13 protein-coding genes are annotated in these 14,687 nt (G+C 69.4%); 7 read left to right on the plus strand and 6 right to left on the minus strand.

Features of this window, described 5'->3' with window-relative positions; all coding sequences use genetic code 11:
- Nucleotides 1–68: 68 nt before the first annotated feature.
- The 3 genes from IRX98_RS13450 to IRX98_RS13460 all read right to left on the minus strand — a co-directional run bounded on the left by IRX98_RS13450 (nt 69) and on the right by IRX98_RS13460 (nt 4,330).
- Nucleotides 69–1,445: an NAD-dependent succinate-semialdehyde dehydrogenase gene (locus IRX98_RS13450; protein ID WP_224277527.1), complete on the minus strand. Its 1,377-nt coding sequence runs from the start codon at nt 1,443–1,445 to the stop codon at nt 69–71.
- Nucleotides 1,446–1,569: 124 nt separating this feature from the next.
- Nucleotides 1,570–2,598 (minus strand): aldo/keto reductase, encoded by a 1,029-nt coding sequence (locus IRX98_RS13455; RefSeq protein WP_224277534.1) that lies wholly within the window; start codon nt 2,596–2,598, stop codon nt 1,570–1,572.
- A gap of 46 nt (nt 2,599–2,644) precedes the next feature.
- Nucleotides 2,645–4,330 (minus strand): CHAP domain-containing protein, encoded by a 1,686-nt coding sequence (locus IRX98_RS13460; protein WP_224277537.1) that lies wholly within the window; start codon nt 4,328–4,330, stop codon nt 2,645–2,647.
- 97 nt (nt 4,331–4,427) lie between these two features.
- Between IRX98_RS13460 and IRX98_RS13465 the strand changes: the two genes are divergently transcribed.
- From IRX98_RS13465 to IRX98_RS13485, 5 genes are all read left to right on the plus strand, one after another.
- Nucleotides 4,428–4,832: an NUDIX domain-containing protein gene (locus tag IRX98_RS13465; RefSeq protein ID WP_224277539.1), complete on the plus strand. Its 405-nt coding sequence runs from the start codon at nt 4,428–4,430 to the stop codon at nt 4,830–4,832.
- Between the two features lie 669 nt (nt 4,833–5,501).
- Complete coding sequence (locus IRX98_RS13470) at nt 5,502–5,990, plus strand: SigE family RNA polymerase sigma factor (protein ID WP_224277541.1); 489 nt, start codon at nt 5,502–5,504, stop codon at nt 5,988–5,990.
- Nucleotides 5,987–6,664 carry a hypothetical protein gene (locus tag IRX98_RS13475; RefSeq protein WP_224277543.1) on the plus strand — a complete coding sequence of 226 codons (678 nt, stop codon included), beginning with the start codon at nt 5,987–5,989 and terminating at the stop codon, nt 6,662–6,664. The genes IRX98_RS13470 and IRX98_RS13475 overlap by 4 nt, the downstream gene beginning before the upstream one ends.
- Nucleotides 6,665–7,555: 891 nt before the next feature.
- Nucleotides 7,556–8,755 carry an IS110 family RNA-guided transposase gene (locus IRX98_RS13480; protein WP_224277546.1) on the plus strand — a complete coding sequence of 400 codons (1,200 nt, stop codon included), beginning with the start codon at nt 7,556–7,558 and terminating at the stop codon, nt 8,753–8,755.
- A 285-nt stretch (nt 8,756–9,040) separates the two neighbouring features.
- Nucleotides 9,041–10,120, plus strand: coding sequence for an alpha/beta fold hydrolase (locus IRX98_RS13485; protein ID WP_224277549.1), 1,080 nt, complete (start codon nt 9,041–9,043; stop codon nt 10,118–10,120).
- Between the two features lie 153 nt (nt 10,121–10,273).
- On the opposite strand, the gene IRX98_RS13490 is transcribed toward IRX98_RS13485, so the two are convergent.
- Together IRX98_RS13490 and IRX98_RS13495 are read right to left on the minus strand one after the other, a co-directional pair.
- Nucleotides 10,274–10,885 (minus strand): hypothetical protein, encoded by a 612-nt coding sequence (locus IRX98_RS13490; RefSeq protein WP_224277550.1) that lies wholly within the window; start codon nt 10,883–10,885, stop codon nt 10,274–10,276.
- Nucleotides 10,882–11,496 carry an FMN-binding negative transcriptional regulator gene (locus IRX98_RS13495; RefSeq protein ID WP_224277552.1) on the minus strand — a complete coding sequence of 205 codons (615 nt, stop codon included), beginning with the start codon at nt 11,494–11,496 and terminating at the stop codon, nt 10,882–10,884. Before IRX98_RS13495 ends, IRX98_RS13490 begins: the two co-directional genes overlap by 4 nt.
- A 60-nt stretch (nt 11,497–11,556) precedes the next feature.
- Between IRX98_RS13495 and IRX98_RS13500 the strand changes: the two genes are divergently transcribed.
- A complete protein-coding gene (locus IRX98_RS13500; protein ID WP_224277555.1) occupies nt 11,557–13,083 on the plus strand; it encodes an ATP-dependent DNA ligase in 1,527 nt (508 codons plus the stop codon).
- Between the two features lie 47 nt (nt 13,084–13,130).
- A complete protein-coding gene (locus IRX98_RS13505; protein ID WP_207081707.1) occupies nt 13,131–13,829 on the plus strand; it encodes a TetR/AcrR family transcriptional regulator in 699 nt (232 codons plus the stop codon).
- Between the two features lie 12 nt (nt 13,830–13,841).
- Here IRX98_RS13505 and IRX98_RS13510 read toward each other — a convergent pair whose 3' ends face one another.
- Nucleotides 13,842–14,651 carry a DUF1206 domain-containing protein gene (locus IRX98_RS13510; RefSeq protein ID WP_224277557.1) on the minus strand — a complete coding sequence of 270 codons (810 nt, stop codon included), beginning with the start codon at nt 14,649–14,651 and terminating at the stop codon, nt 13,842–13,844.
- Between the last annotated feature and the right edge of the window lie 36 nt (nt 14,652–14,687).

The raw sequence follows: 14,687 nt of genomic DNA on the forward strand, positions 1-14,687 counted from the left end.
CCGTCCACGGCTGCCGGGGTCGCGCCGTGTGAGTGACCTCACGCAGCGCGACCCCGGTCAACCCGTGCTCAGCGAGCGGGTGTGTAGATCAGCTTCTTGTTGACGAACTCGTCGATGCCGTAGGGGCCGAGCTCACGACCGACGCCGGAGCGCTTCGTGCCGCCGAACGGGAGGTCGGCGGCCGAGCCCTGGGCGCTGTTGATCCACACCATGCCGGTGTCGAGCTGGTCGGCGACCTGCTGCGCCTGCTCGGTGTCGGAGCTCCAGACCACCCCGCCCAGCCCGAAGGACGAGTCGTTGGCCAGCGCGACGGCCTCGGCAGCGTCCTTGACTCGGTAGACGACGGCCGCGGGACCGAAGAGCTCCTCGCTGTAGGCGCGCATCTCGGGGGTGACGTCGGTGAGCACGGTGGCCTCGACGAAGGCGCCCGGACGGTCGAGGCGCTTGCCGCCGGTGCGGAGCGTCGCGCCCTTCGAGACGGCGTCCTCGACCTGCTCGAGCAGGTTCGACGCGGCCTGCTCCGACGACAGCGGACCAAATCCGGTGGTGGTGTCGAAGGGGTCGCCGGGCTTCAGACCGGACATCGCGGCGGTGAACTGCTCGACGAAGTCGTCGTACAGCCCGTCCACGACGATCATCCGCTTGGCGCCGTTGCACGCCTGGCCGGCGTTGCCCATCCGGCCGCGGACGGCGGACTTCACCGCGGCGCCGAGGTCGTCGGCGTCGAGCAGGATGAAGGGGTCGGAGCCGCCGAGCTCGAGGACGACCTTCTTGAGGTGGCGACCGGCGACCTCGGCGACGGCGGAGCCGGCCCGCTCGGAGCCGGTGACCGAGACGCCCACCACGCGCGGGTCGGCGATCATGTCGGCCGACTGGTCGTTGGTGGCGAAGAGGTTGATGTAGGCGTCGGCCGGCAGTCCGGCGTCGGCGAAGACCTGCACGATCGCGAGCGCCGACTCGGGGCACTGGGGCGCGTGCTTGAGCAGGATGGTGTTGCCGACCATCAGGTTGGGCGCGGCGAAGCGGGCCACCTGGTAGTAGGGGAAGTTCCACGGCATGATCCCGAGCAGCGGGCCGATCGCTTCCTTGCGCACGACCGCGTTGCCGCCCATGGCGGGGTCCAGCGGGGTGTCGGCCAGCAGCGCGGCGCCTTGGTCGGCGTAGTAGCGGAAGATCGAGGAGACGAGCTTGAGCTCGCCCTTGCCCTCGCGGAGCGGCTTGCCCATCTCGCGGGCGATGATCGCCGCGAGCTCGTCGGCGCGCTCGTCGTAGAGGTCGGCGACCTTGCGCAGGATCGTCGCGCGCTCGTCCAGGGTGGTGGTGCGCCACTCGCCGTACGCCGCGTGGCTGCGCGCGAGCGCGTCCTGCACCTCGGCGTCGGTGGCGGTGGGGAACTCCTTCTCGACCTCACCGGTGGACGGGTTGACGACCTGGTAGTCGCTCATGGTGACTCCTCTCGAACGGGGCGGGGACGGGCGTGCTCCCCTGTCCGAACGTACGGTCGTGCTCGGGCATCACAAGGGCCCGACGGGGTGAGGAGTCACACCGTCGCGATCGGGAATGGGCGGATCAGCCGCCGGCGAGCTCGCGGCTGCGCTGCTCGATGCCGAGCTCGCCGTAGGGGTAGTCGGTCGCGGCGAGGTCGCTGGCCTCGTCGAGGCTCGCCTGCTCCTCAACCGTGAGCTCCAGGTCAGCGGCCTTCAGGTTGGCGGCGAGCTGCTCGGTCGTGCGCGCGCCGAGGATCGTGGACACCACGGCCGGGCGGTTGTTGACCCACGCGAGCGCGACCTCGGCCATCGAGATGCCACGATCGGTGGAGACACGCTCGACGGCGTCGATGATCCGCCAGGTGCGGTCGCTGCCGCGACGGTCGTACGCCTCCATCCCGCGGCCCGGGTCCTCCCCCAGCCGGGTCTCGCCGGTGGGGCGCTGGTCGCGGGTGTACTTCCCCGACAGCCAGCCGCCGCCCAGCGGGCTCCAGGGCAGCAGGCCCATCCCGGCGTCGAGAGCGGCCGGCACGACCTCCCACTCGATCTCGCGGACGATCAGGCTGTACTGCGGCTGGAGCGTCACCGGCTCGCGCAGGCCGAGGGCGCGGGCGGTCAGCACCGCCTTGGTGAGCTGCCAGCCGGTGAAGTTGGACAGGCCGTAGTAGCGGATCTTGCCGGCCCGGACGAACCCGTCGAGCGTGCGGAGTGTCTCCTCCATCGGCGTGTGCGGGTCGAAGGCATGGACCTGGTAGAGGTCGACCGTGTCCACCCCGAGGCGGCCGAGCGACGCGTCGAGCGCGCGGGTGAGGTGCCGCGCGGACAGCCCGTTGCCGTTGGGGCGGGAGTCGGTGGCGAACCTGCCCTTCGTGGCGAGCACGACGGACTCGGTGACGTCGGCGGGGCGGTCGGCGAGCCAGCGACCGATGATCTCCTCCGACACCCCGGCGGAGTAGACATCAGCCGTGTCGACGAGCGTGCCGCCGGCCTCGACGAACAGGTCGAGCTGCTCGTGGGAGCCCGCCTCGTCGGTCTCGGCGCCGAACGTCATCGTGCCGAGGCACAGCTCGGAGACAGCACAGCCACTCTTGCCCAGCAGTCGGTATCGCATGGATCCAGCCTAGACACGGACCTGGCGGGGCCCGGGTCCAGCGAGGTCAGCGACGCTTCGGCACCGTGACGGTGGAGCGGTCGACGGCTGCTCGTACGACCTCGGTCCCGGCGTAGCGCACGACCACCGGCTTCGTGCCGGGACGGAGCCCGCGCAGCACGGCGCGTGCCTTGCCTGCGACGACCTGGACCTCCACGGTGCGCTTGCCCACGCTGACGGTCATCGTGCCGTCGAGGCGGGGCGCACCCACGGCGCGCACGCGGACGTCCACGGCGACACGCTTGCGCGAGGCGTCGGCGCGCACCTTGAGGGTGGGGGTCGTCGTGACCATCGGCACGGCGACGGTCTCGGTGGTGCTGCGGAAGTTGCGTCGCGACAGGGTGATCTCGACCGACAGGTTGCGACCGACGTCGGCCTTGCGGACCGTGTAGGTCGGCCTCGTCGTCTTCGCGATGCGCACGCCGTCCCGGAGCCATCTGTAGGTGGCCGTCGCGTCGGTGGGCTTGACGCTCCCGGCACGGACGGTGAGCTTGCTGCCGACGGTCGCCGTCCCCTTCACGCGGGACGGGCTGGTGATCTGCACCGGCTTGGCGAGGACCGGACCGGTCTCGACCGCGGTGGCCCGCGACTTTTTGTAGCCGCTCGCGCTGGCGATGGTGCGCGCGCTGATGCGCTTGTCGATGTGGTCACGGGTGAGGACGAGCGAGGCCCCAGTGGCGCCGTCGAGGGGTGCACCGTTGGCGTACCACTGCGTCGCGACCTTCTTGGGCTGCGGCGCCCACGACGGGGGCGTCAGGCTCAGCGTCTGGCCGACCTCCGGCACACCCTGGATCGTCGGCTGCGCCGTGGGCTGGAAGACGCCCGGTGCGACGGGAGCGGTCGCGAGGCTCGCCCGGCCGGCGGTGTAGCCGCTCAGCTCGGCGGTCACCTCGGCAGTGAGGGTCTTGCCCTTCACGTCGGGCGTGGGCACGTAGGACGGGGTGGTGGCGCCGGGGATGGCCGCACCGTCGGCGAGCCACCGGATGGCGACGCTGCTGGGCGTGGGCGTCCACGCGCCGGTCGCGACCTCGAGCGGTGCGCCGACCGCCGGGGACCCGACGATGGCAGGAGCCGTGGTCGGTGCGACCACGCGGTCGTTGAAGTGGATGAAGCCCGAGGGCCAGCCGCCGCCGGTCTTGGTGATGCGGCGCCAGTAGAAGTCGCCGCCCCAGTAGTCCTCCGAGACGATGATCTCGGTGTCGGAGATGACCTGCTCGACGTAGGCGACGTGCCCGCTCCCGCCAGCCGGAGTCACGTTCGGCTTGTACCAGGCGACGGACCCGACGGTCGGGGTCTGGTCGGTGATGGGAGCCATCGCCACGCCCCAGTTCGAGGCGTTGCCGCTGCCCGACCAGGGGCGGACGTCGGGCATGCCGGACTGGATCAGCCGGTAGGCGACGTAGTTGGTGCAGTTGTGCCCGGCGTACATCCGCCAGAACATCGTCGACGACGCCTGGCGGTAGCCCGCGTGCCCGTAGCCGGCGTCCTGGCACCCGGCGTAGCCGGAGCAGAGGTACGTCGACGTGACCAGGTTGATCTTCGCGGTGGTCGTCGGGAGGGCCACCACGAGGAGCGCCACCAGCGCCGTGAGCAGGCCGGCAGTGCGGCTGGCACGGCGTACGACGGAGGCGAGCGCGGCCCGTCCTGCGGGGGCGCTCTGTGACGGCTGTGACTCGTGAGGCAGTTGTTGCACTGAGTGATCGTATGGGCCAGAAGTCAAGGCCGCCACGCCGATGAGTGAAGATCAATCGTGTAATTCGTTCGCGGGCTGTCTGTGCTTGGGTGGTCCGGTGCCTGAAGTCGTCGTGGGAGCGCTGGTCCGGAAGGGCCAGGTCCTGCTCGTCCACCGTCGGCCGGACAAGCATGCCAATCCCGACGTGTGGGACCTGCCCGGGGGCCTCGTCGAGGCCGGCGAGTCAGAGCTCGAGGCGCTCGCCCGCGAGCTGCACGAGGAGCTGGGTGTCCGGGTCGACACGTCGTCTGCGTCCCACCTGTGCCGCCTGAGCGTGGGCTCCGCAGGCGAGCCCGCCGTCCTGAGCGCCTGGCTGGTGCGCGACTGGCACGGGACGCCGGCGAACGTCGCTCCGGAGGAGCACGACGGCATGAAGTGGTTCGGACTCGAGGAGCTGCCTCCTCCCCCGCACCTGCTCGCCCGCGACGCGCTCGTGGAGACGATGCGGGGCCTTGACGACTGAGGCCGCCCAGCCGTCAAAGGACGAAGAAGATCAGCAGCACGAGCGCGGTGATGGCCAGCGAGACGAGCAGCGAGCCGGCACAGCCGAGGCGGTTGCTGAAGAAGAGGAACATCAGAGACTCCGGCGGCCTGCCGGGAGCACCGACGTCGCCGCGTGGAGCACCGCCGCGCTGACCATGCCCATCAGGTGTCCGATCGAGCGGACGTACACCGGGGTCACCGGTCCACCGTGCCAGAGCAGTCGGTCGGGTGGAGCGGGGGCGTGGGGATGGTCGACATGCGTGTCTCCGGTGGTTCTCGAACGTGCCGGCCCGTTGTCTCGAGCCTGAGTGCTGCTCCCCCGTACCCCTTGGCGCTACGCGCATGTCGGGACGAGATGTGGGCTACACCTCACGCGCCAGCGACCGTCCCGGGAGCGTGCGGACGGCGGGCATGACTCCACGGACCTCCGCCGTGCTGAGCGGGTGCGTCGGTGCGAGCCCTCACCGCGAGGTGACGTGCGATCGCAGCCCTTCAGCAGCGATAAGACGCACTCGTCGCGGCAGATCCGGACGTCTCGCGCCACACGGAACCGGCGGTGATGCTGGCTTCATTGTTGATGCTGATTGCAACCTGGGCGGCCCCCGTGGGGCTATAAGTGGGCAGAGGGTCTACCAACGGCAGGAGGGATATGAGCAACTCAGAGAGTTTCGATGCCTTCTACGCCGCGCGGGCCCCGAGACTGGTGCGCAACATCTACCTGCGCACAGGCGACGCCACACGTGCGGAGGACTCCGTGCAGGAAGCATTCGTGCGGGCCTGGCGCAGGTGGGATCGGTTGGAGAATGACGATCCGGTGGGGTGGGTGACCACGGTGGCGTGGAGGCTAGCCATTCGGGATTGGCGGCGCACCCTGCGAGAAGCCGCAGCGCGGCTGGGCCTGGAGGCGAGGTCACGCGAGCACATCCGCCCGCCGGATGAGTTACTGCACCTGCACCAAGCGTTGGCCAAGTTGACCCCAGCGCAACGCGATGTCCTGGTCCTGCACTACTTCGAGGACATGCCTGTGCGGGATGTCTCGGCGCTCCTTGGTATGCCCGAAGGGACGGTCAAGTCCCACCTCTCTCGGGGCCGCGATGCGCTGCGTGAAGCGTTTGCTCTAGGAGGGGCAACCACATGAACGATCTTGACCTGCTAGAGAGTGCCCGCGACACGCGCTGGGAGCACGACCTGCTCACTCCGCACGAGGTCCGCGCACGTGGCAACCGGCGCACACGGGTCCGCCGTGCCTCAGGCGCTGCCGCCGCCTTGGTGTCCATCGCCATCGTCTATGCCGTGGTTGGACCCATAAACAATCGCAATCCCGATCAGGTAGCCACCGACGTCCCGTTCAACGCGGAGAACCTCAACGGAGCAGAGTTCGACCTTCCGCCCGGCTGGGCGGTTCTCAACCGGCCATCTGTGAGCCAGGTATGCGTCGGCGATGCCACCGAACCCGGCACCAGTTGCCCCGTCCTCATGGCCGTCGCGAATGACCCGCAGACGGCGCTGGAGAACGGACTGGACGTCGTAGCCGACCTGATGAGTACCTGCCAAGCCGACGACCCGCAGTTCGTCGAGGTTACGCACGACACGCCGGGCACCAGCACGTATTCGGGTCGATGCACAGCCAGTAGCCCCGTCATGACGGCCTGGTCCTACGACAACCGCACCCTGTACGTCCTCGCCACCGAAGTGCGCTGGCGGTCCGACGCTGCGGACATCTTCGACACCATCACCGTGCCTAGTTACTGGCCGCAGGCCCCGGCCGCGACCGAGTCCGCGACCGCTGGTCCGTCCACGGTCAACGAGTAGACAGCGCTATGCCCAGGCACCCACGGCCTGCCACATCGCGGCCGATCCGGGCGAGCGTAGCCGCCCTCAACGCGGCAAGTCAGGACACGCATCCGAAGTTGGCCCACCGATCGCCCAGTGCGCCGAGTCTTCGCCGGAAGCCTGATGTTCGCGGTGTGGCGGGTGACGCGTTACTCGTGACCTACCTACCGCAGAACCTCGCCCGTCCTCGTGTCCATGCGGATGTAGACGGCTTTGCTCGTTCCAGTCAAGTACCGACTCAGGACCTCACCGGTCCGCGTGTCCATGAGCACGGTTGCTCCTCGTGAGTGCCCGCAACGTGCCGATGGCGCATCACAGGAGTTCGAGGGTGTTACGACGGTTCCGGTGACCGCAGCGAAGACGGCTACGAGCGTCGCGAATGCAGATCTGAGCCAACCCATGCGTAGTGGTCCTTCTTTGCCGAAGTTCAGATGGTCTGCGGCTTTAGTGGACTAACCGTCGGTTGGTGCCACGAGTTTCGCCGCACCGGGATCGTTGCAGTCCGATGAAGCCTTCAGCGCTACCGACACGCGGGCTTCGGTCGTGCTGGAGCGTCGGGACGTTAAAGCGATCCGCCACATGACGCGGGGTGTTACGAAGTAGCCGACTACGAGGCAACTGGGCTGAGGACCATCCGCATCTCGGCTACTAAGAGACTTCCCGCAGGATCGGGGTCTGGCCAGACTTCGATCTAGGTGATCGGCGGGACGCTCTCTTATCGGCTGCCCACCATCTGCGGTGTGGCTCTCATCTGGACTGCGACCTGCCGACCACCGTGACGAGGAGTGGCTCCAGAGGGGTTTGCCCAGCTCGTAGTAGCAATGCCCACCTCGTCGTCCATTGGCACCAGCCACAAGACGAGGTGAGCAGATGAGCAACACGAAGAAGGGCGTGATCATCGGGGTCGATCCCCACAAGATGTCGGTGACGAACGAGGTCGTCGACACCCACGAGCAGCTGCTCGGCACAGGTCGGTTCGACACCACCAACACCGGTTACGCCGAAATGCGCCGGTATGTGAAGCAGTGGCCTGAGCGCCTCTGGGCTGTCGAGGGAGCCAACGGCGTCGGCCGGCCGCTGGCCCAACGTCTGGTCGCCGCCGGCGAACACGTGGTCGACGTCCCAGCGAAGCTCGCGGCGCGGGTGCGGCTCTTCGACACCGGCCACAACCGTAAGACCGACGCGCTGGACGCCCACTCCATCGCGGCTGTCGCCGTGCGCACCGAAGGGTTGCGGGTGGTGGCCGATGACGGTGAGCTCGAAGCGCTGCGGATGCTCACCGACCGCCGCGACGAGCTCGCCCACCAACGGGTCCAGACCGTCAACCGGCTGCAACGTCTACTGAGCGAACTGCTGCCTGGCCAGCGCAAACGCGACCTGTCAGCCACCCAGGCCAAGACCATGCTCGCAACAGTGCGGCCCCGAGACATCGCCGGCAAGACCCGCCGTCGGATGGCAGCCGAGGAGATCACCGACCTGGTCGCGGTCGACGCGAAGCTGAAGAAGATCAAGGCCGAACTGAAGGCAGCAGTCGTCGAACGCGGTTCAACGTTGATGGACCTCTACGGCGTCGGACCAGCCGGCGCTGCGCGGGTCCTGGCCGACGTCGGTGACGTGGCCCGGTTCGCCGACCGCAACCGGTTTGCGTCCTGGACCGGGACCGCACCCCTGGACGCCTCCTCGGGGGAGCAGACCCGCCACCGCTTGTCGCGGGCTGGGAACCGGCGGATGAACCACGTCCTTCACGTCGCCGCGGTCGTGCAGATCCGCCACGACACCGAGGGCCGCGCCTACTACCGGCGCAAGCTCGCCGCGGGCAAGACCCCGATGGAAGCACTGCGGTGCCTCAAGCGACGTCTGTCCGACGTCGTCTACCGCCAGCTCGTCGCGGACGCCCAGCTGCGGGATGGAGCGGGTCCGGGAGGGCACTGCGGGGCGACTCTTCAATCCAGCGCGGCCGACTCGCACCCGCTCATCGACACTTCGGATCAGCCACTTCCCGGACCCGCGCAGCCGACGCTACGCCGACGACCAGCCGGTCGGAAGACCCTCACTCCAGCCGCTCCTTGACACAGAGGGGTACCAGATCCGGTTGTCCCCGACAAGCGGCGGTTTGACGCACCATGTGACGAGACCCCACTCACCAACCCGCGAGAGCTCTTGGCGCCCATGGCCCCTCAATAGGTATCGCCTCGCGGCCGCCGGGCATCACCGACCCCACACCGAGGAGGAGGGCCTAGCACCTGGCGCGCGCACTGCCTACAGTGCAATTGGGTCACGCGGCGGCCCCTTCATCACCGCGATCTTGGACGCGACCGGCCCGTCGGCTTGGCACCTGACTACAAGGAGAATCTCATGCCGCTGCAGAACGACTTCTACACACCCGAGGGCCAGGGAGCCTACGAGCTGATCTCGATCGGCCGCTTCGAGTTGGAAGAGGGTGGGGTGATCGAGGATCTTCGGTTGGCTGTGGCGACGTACGGCACCCTCAACGAGGACAAGTCCAACGCAATCTGCATTCCGACGTGGTTCTCAGGGACCCATGCCACCTGGGAGCAGGTCTACATCGGTTCGGGGCGGGCCCTGGACCCCGACAAGTACTTCATCGCGGTCATCAATCAGATCGGCAATGGCCTTTCGACTTCACCGCACAACACCGAGGACCCATCGATCGCGATGTCGAAGTTCCCTCATGTGCGCATCGGCGACGACGTCCGCGCACAGGAGCAACTGCTGCGCGAACACTTCGGCATCGAACGACTTGCGCTTGTAGTGGGCGGTTCCATGGGCGCTCAGCAGACCTACGAGTGGGCGGTTCGGTTCCCCGACAAGGTGCTGCGTGCAGCTCCCATCGCAGGTACGGCCCAGAACCTGCCGCACGACTTCCTCTACACCCAGACCTTGATGGACGCGATCACGTCAGATCCTGCCTGGAACGGTGGGGAGTACGCCGCGAATACCGACGTGGCTGCTGGGTTGCGGCGCCATGCCGACATCTGGGCGGTCATGGGACTGACCACGGACTTCTGGAAGACGGAGTTCTGGAGGGACATCACTCCCTTGGTGGAAGGCGTCGGGTGGGAGACGTTCGAGGAGTTCCAGCAGAACTTCACCGCGCTCATCTTCGGCATGATGGACCCCAACGCGCTGCTGTCGATGGGCTGGAAGTGGCAACGCGGGGACGTGGCGCGCAACACCAACGGGGACCTCGCAGCTGCGCTCGGCAGCATCACCGCCAAGACGTTCGTGATGCCGATCGAGCAGGACATGTTCTTCCCACCCCGCGACTGCATCCCCGAGCAGGAGATGATCCCGGGCGCCGAACTCAGAATGCTGCACAGCATCGCCGGTCACTTCGGGCTGTTCGGCTTCGAGCCCTCCTACACCGCCGAGGTGGACGCCGCGCTCTCAGACCTGCTGGCCATCGAGGTTTAGAAGTTCAGTCTCGAGCGTTGCGATCCGCCTGTGCCGAATCATGGATTTGCGTCGGCGGCTGTGGGCTCACGCCATCCGCCCACACGACACATGCCGCCGTACAACTTGTCAGTTGGGGCCGTTTCAGGGCGCGCCGGCAGGCGGCGAACTGCCCTACCGCTCGACCGTCGTCACCACAGAGGTCACCGACGGCCGGGCAGGCGTCGACGAGAACCCGAACCGGCACGGCGGGTCCACGGGTGCAAGCGACCCGAGACCAGCGCCACGCCACTCCCCCGCAATTCCAACGACGGCCCGCACCGAAGTCGCGCCGTACCACTCCCTCCGGTTGTTGCCGGCCGTCCCCCGCGTCCGCACCCCACGCATCACCACGCGCGCGACAGGATCGATCACCGTGCACCACGCGGGCGCCGTCGCGACACGTGCAGGCACGAGGCCGAGCGCCGCGCCCAGCGGCGTACGGCCTCCGACCTCCAGGCGCAGCGAGAGCGACGGGGTCGACACCTGCCAGCCGTCGGCGGTGTCCTCCACAGAAACCGGCTCGATGACGTGCTCGTCGAAGGAGTAGGTCGCGGTCACGAAGTCGCGCACCCGCTCGTCCGGAGCCAGGAGCACCCGATGCCCGGAGGCGTCCTCGACCATCACGTCGGCGAAGGCGCCCCAGGGCGAGTCGTCCCAACGACCGACGACGACGCAGACACCGCTGGTGCTGCCCACCCCGGCGATCCGGCCGGTGAAGCGTTCGCGGACGCGGCCCGGCTTCACTGCTCGACCAGTCCCGACGGGTCCCGCCCGTCCGCAGCCAGTCCGCGGGCGACGCCGGCGCGGTCCTCGTCGGAGCGGTTCTGGCTGAGCTTCGCCTTCGCCTCGACCGATGAGACGACGAGCTCGACGCCGACGATTGGACGCAGGTTCTTCGTGACGTAGTCGTCCGGGGCGTCGCTGACCGCCCACGGCTCGACGCGCGGCTGCTCGTGGTGGTCGGTCAACCGGGTCACCAGGTCGCGCACCCACGCGGGGTCGTCGTGCACGACGACGCTGCCGCGCAGGTGGACCACGGAGTAGTTCCACGTCGGGACGACCTTGCCGTGCTCGGCCTTCGTGGCATACCAGCTCGGCGAGACGTAGGTGTCCGGCCCCGTCACGATCGCCAGCGCCGGCGAGCCGTCCACGATGCGCCGCCAGTGGGCGTTCGCGCGGGCCAGGTGGCCGACGAGCCGGTCGCCCTCCCACAGCACCGGGAGGAAAGTCGCATCGGGCAGGCCGTCGGCGCCGACGGTGACAAGCTGCGCAGTCGCGACCGCCGAGACGAAGGGGCGTACGTCGTCGGGGTCCATCACGTTGAAGCGCGGGACGTAGAGCTCAGGGTCGGTCACGCCCCCATCCTGCCCGTTGGGAGGCACCGGACTGTCGGTGCCGGGCGGCAGGATGGGTCCATGCTGCTCGCCGAGCTCGTCGCCACGTCCACGTCGGTGGCTGCCACCCGTTCCCGCAAGGCCAAGGTCGCTGCCCTCGCCGAGACGCTCGCCCGCGTGGAGCCTGCCGAGCTCGAGGTGGTCGTGTCCTACCTCGGCGGTGCGCTGCGCCAGCGGCGTACGGGTCTGGGACACCGGGGCCTCACCGACCTCCCGACGCCGGCCGACGAGCCGTCGCTGTCCGTGCTCGAGGTGCACGAGGCCTTCGAGGCGATGTCGACCCTCGCCGGGCCGGGCTCCCAGCAGGCCAGACGCGACGCGGTCACCGCGCTCTTCGGGCGCGCCACCGCGCCGGAGCAGGCATGGCTGCGCGCCGTCGTCACCGGCAACGTCCGTCAGGGCGCACTCGACGCCGTCACCCAGGAGGCGGTCGCGCAGGTCGCCGGCGTCCCGCTCACAGCCGTACGCCGCGCCGCGATGCTCGCCGGCAGCACGGTCGCAGCGGCCGGGGCGGCGTTCGCGGGCGAGGAGGCCCTGGCCGAGATCGGCCTGGAGGTGGGGCGACCGATCATGCCGATGCTCGCCTCCAGCGCCCCCGACGTCGCCGCGGCGATGGCCGGCCTCTCCCCCGACGGCACCACCGAGGTCGCGATCGACGCCAAGCTCGACGGCATCCGCATCCAGGTGCACCGCGACGGCGACGACGTGGTCGTGGTGACCCGCAGCCTCGACGACATAACGGGACGGCTGCCCGAGGTCGTCGAGGTCGCCCGGTCGCTGCCCGCCGAGCGCTTCGTCCTCGACGGCGAGGCGCTCGCGCTGACCGACGACGGGCGGCCGATGGCCTTCCAGGACACCGCGAGCCGCACCGCCCAGGACACCGGCGTCGCCGTCACCCCGCACTTCTTCGACCTGCTCCACGTCGACGGCCGCGACCTGCTCGACTCCCCCGGGCACGAGCGCCTCGCCGCCCTCGACGCGCTGGTGCCCGAGCAGCACCGCGTGCGCCGCCTCGTCACCTCCGACCCCGGCGAGGCCGACGCCTTCGCCACGGAGACCGTCGCCGCGGGCCACGAGGGCGTCGTGCTCAAGGACCTGTCGGCGCCGTACGCCGCCGGGCGTCGCGGCTCGGCCTGGGTGAAGGTCAAGCCGGTCCACACCCTCGACCTCGTCGTGCTGGCGGTCGAGTGGGGGTCGGGGCGGCGCGAGGGCTGGCTCTCCAACATCCACCTGGGTGCCCGCGACGACTCCACGCCGTCCGGGTTCGTGATGCTGGGCAAGACCTTCAAGGGCATGACCGACGAGATGCTCGCCTGGCAGACCGAGCGCTTCACCGAGCTGGCCACCTCACCGGTCGACCGCAGCTCCTACGTCGTCCACGTCCGGCCCGAGCAGGTCGTCGAGATCGCCTTCGACGGCCTCCAGCGCTCCACCCGTTACCCCGGTGGCGTCGCGCTCCGCTTCGCACGGGTGATCCGCTACCGCGACGACAAGGCAGCGACCGAGGCGGACACGATCGAGCAGGTCCGCGCCCACATCGCCACCTGACGCGTGCCCGGGAGGGCGCAGTCACCCCGCTCCCTAGACTGACCCCCATGACCTCCGAGCCGTCCGCCCCGCCGACCACCGGACGCAGCGGCACCGCTGCGGCGCGGCGCCGGGTGCGCGAGGCCGAGATCATCTCCGCGACCCGCGGTCTCTTCGACGAGCGAGGCGTCCGCGACGCCCAGATCGAGGACATCGCCAAGGCCGTCGGCATCAACCGGGCCATCATCTACCGCCACTTCACCGGCAAGGAGGAGCTCTTCAGCCTCACGCTGGTGGAGTACCTCGACGAGCTGCGCGTCGCGCTCGAGCAGGGCGCCGCCTCGACGGACGAGCCCCGCGCCCAGCTCGAGGCGCTGGTGGAGGCATTCGTCGACTACGGCCTGGCCCACCCCGCCTTCGTCGACTGCGCGCAGGCGATCATGCGGCGCCCCGGCGGCGACCTCCTCGAGGAGGTCAGCGAGAGCGCGATGTTCCGCCTCGGCCAGGCGATCAACGGCTGCCTGTCGGTGCTGACCCGCACCATCGAGGCCGGGGCCGCCAGCGGCGACTTCCGCGTCGACGACCCGCGGCTGCTGGCCAACATGCTCTACGCCAGCGGCCTCGGGACCCTCCAGCTCGGCCGCGTGGCCATGCTCGTGTCCGAGGACGCGCCCGGCGTACCCCGCATCAGCCGGGTCACCGCCCAGCAGGTCCGCGACCACATGGTCACCACCGCACTCGCGGTCGCGTCGGCCCCGCCCCGCTGAGAGCGGACGACCTCAGCGCGAGAGGTGCCTGGCGCGCGCGAAGCAGAACAGGCCGTACGCCCCGATGCCGAGGCCGATGGCCGTCAGCATGACCGGACCGAAGGGCTGCTCGAGCACGGTCTGCAGCGCCTGGTCGAGACCGCCGGACTCCTTGGCGCGATGGGTGATCGCGGCGTATCCGAAGAGGCCGCCGATGACGCCGAGAGCCACGCCCTTGGCGATGTAGCCGACCTTGCCGAGCGTGACGTAGGCCGAGCCGTCCTGGCCGGACTGCCCCTGTGCGTCGAGGTGCTCGCGGAACTTCTCGGTCCAGCCGCGGACGATGAGCGAGATGCCGTAGCCGATGATCGCCAGGCCGATCGCGCCGACGATCAGCTGACCGCCGGGCAGCTGCATGATCTTGGCCGTCGTGCCGTCGGTGCCACCCTTGGACCCGTCGCCGATGGCCACCTTGACCGCGCTCCAGCCCAGCGCGCCGTAGATGACCGCCTTGCCGAGCGACGTCGCCCGCTTGCGCCAGCGCTTCGTGTCGTCGGACTCCTCCGGGTAGCCGAAGGCGAACTCCAGGAGCCGCCAGACGACCAGGAGGAGCATCCCGACCGCGACCCCCCACACCAGCACCTCGCCGAACGGCTGCTCGGCGAGGTAGTGCAGGGCGCCGCTGTTGGACGCGTCCTCCTGCTTCCCGCCGAAGGCGAGCTGCACGGCGAGGAGGGCGACCAGCAGGTGGACGACGCCGTACGCCACGAGGCCGGCGCGGATCGCGTGGTCGAGCCAGCCGCTGCGGTGCACGGAGTCGGCGGTGTCTGCGGCGGCGTTCATGACGCCAACCTAGACCCGCCGGGGACGGGACCGCGA

This window comes from Nocardioides lacusdianchii (assembly GCF_020102855.1).
Classification (GTDB): Bacteria; Actinomycetota; Actinomycetes; order Propionibacteriales; family Nocardioidaceae; genus Nocardioides; species Nocardioides lacusdianchii.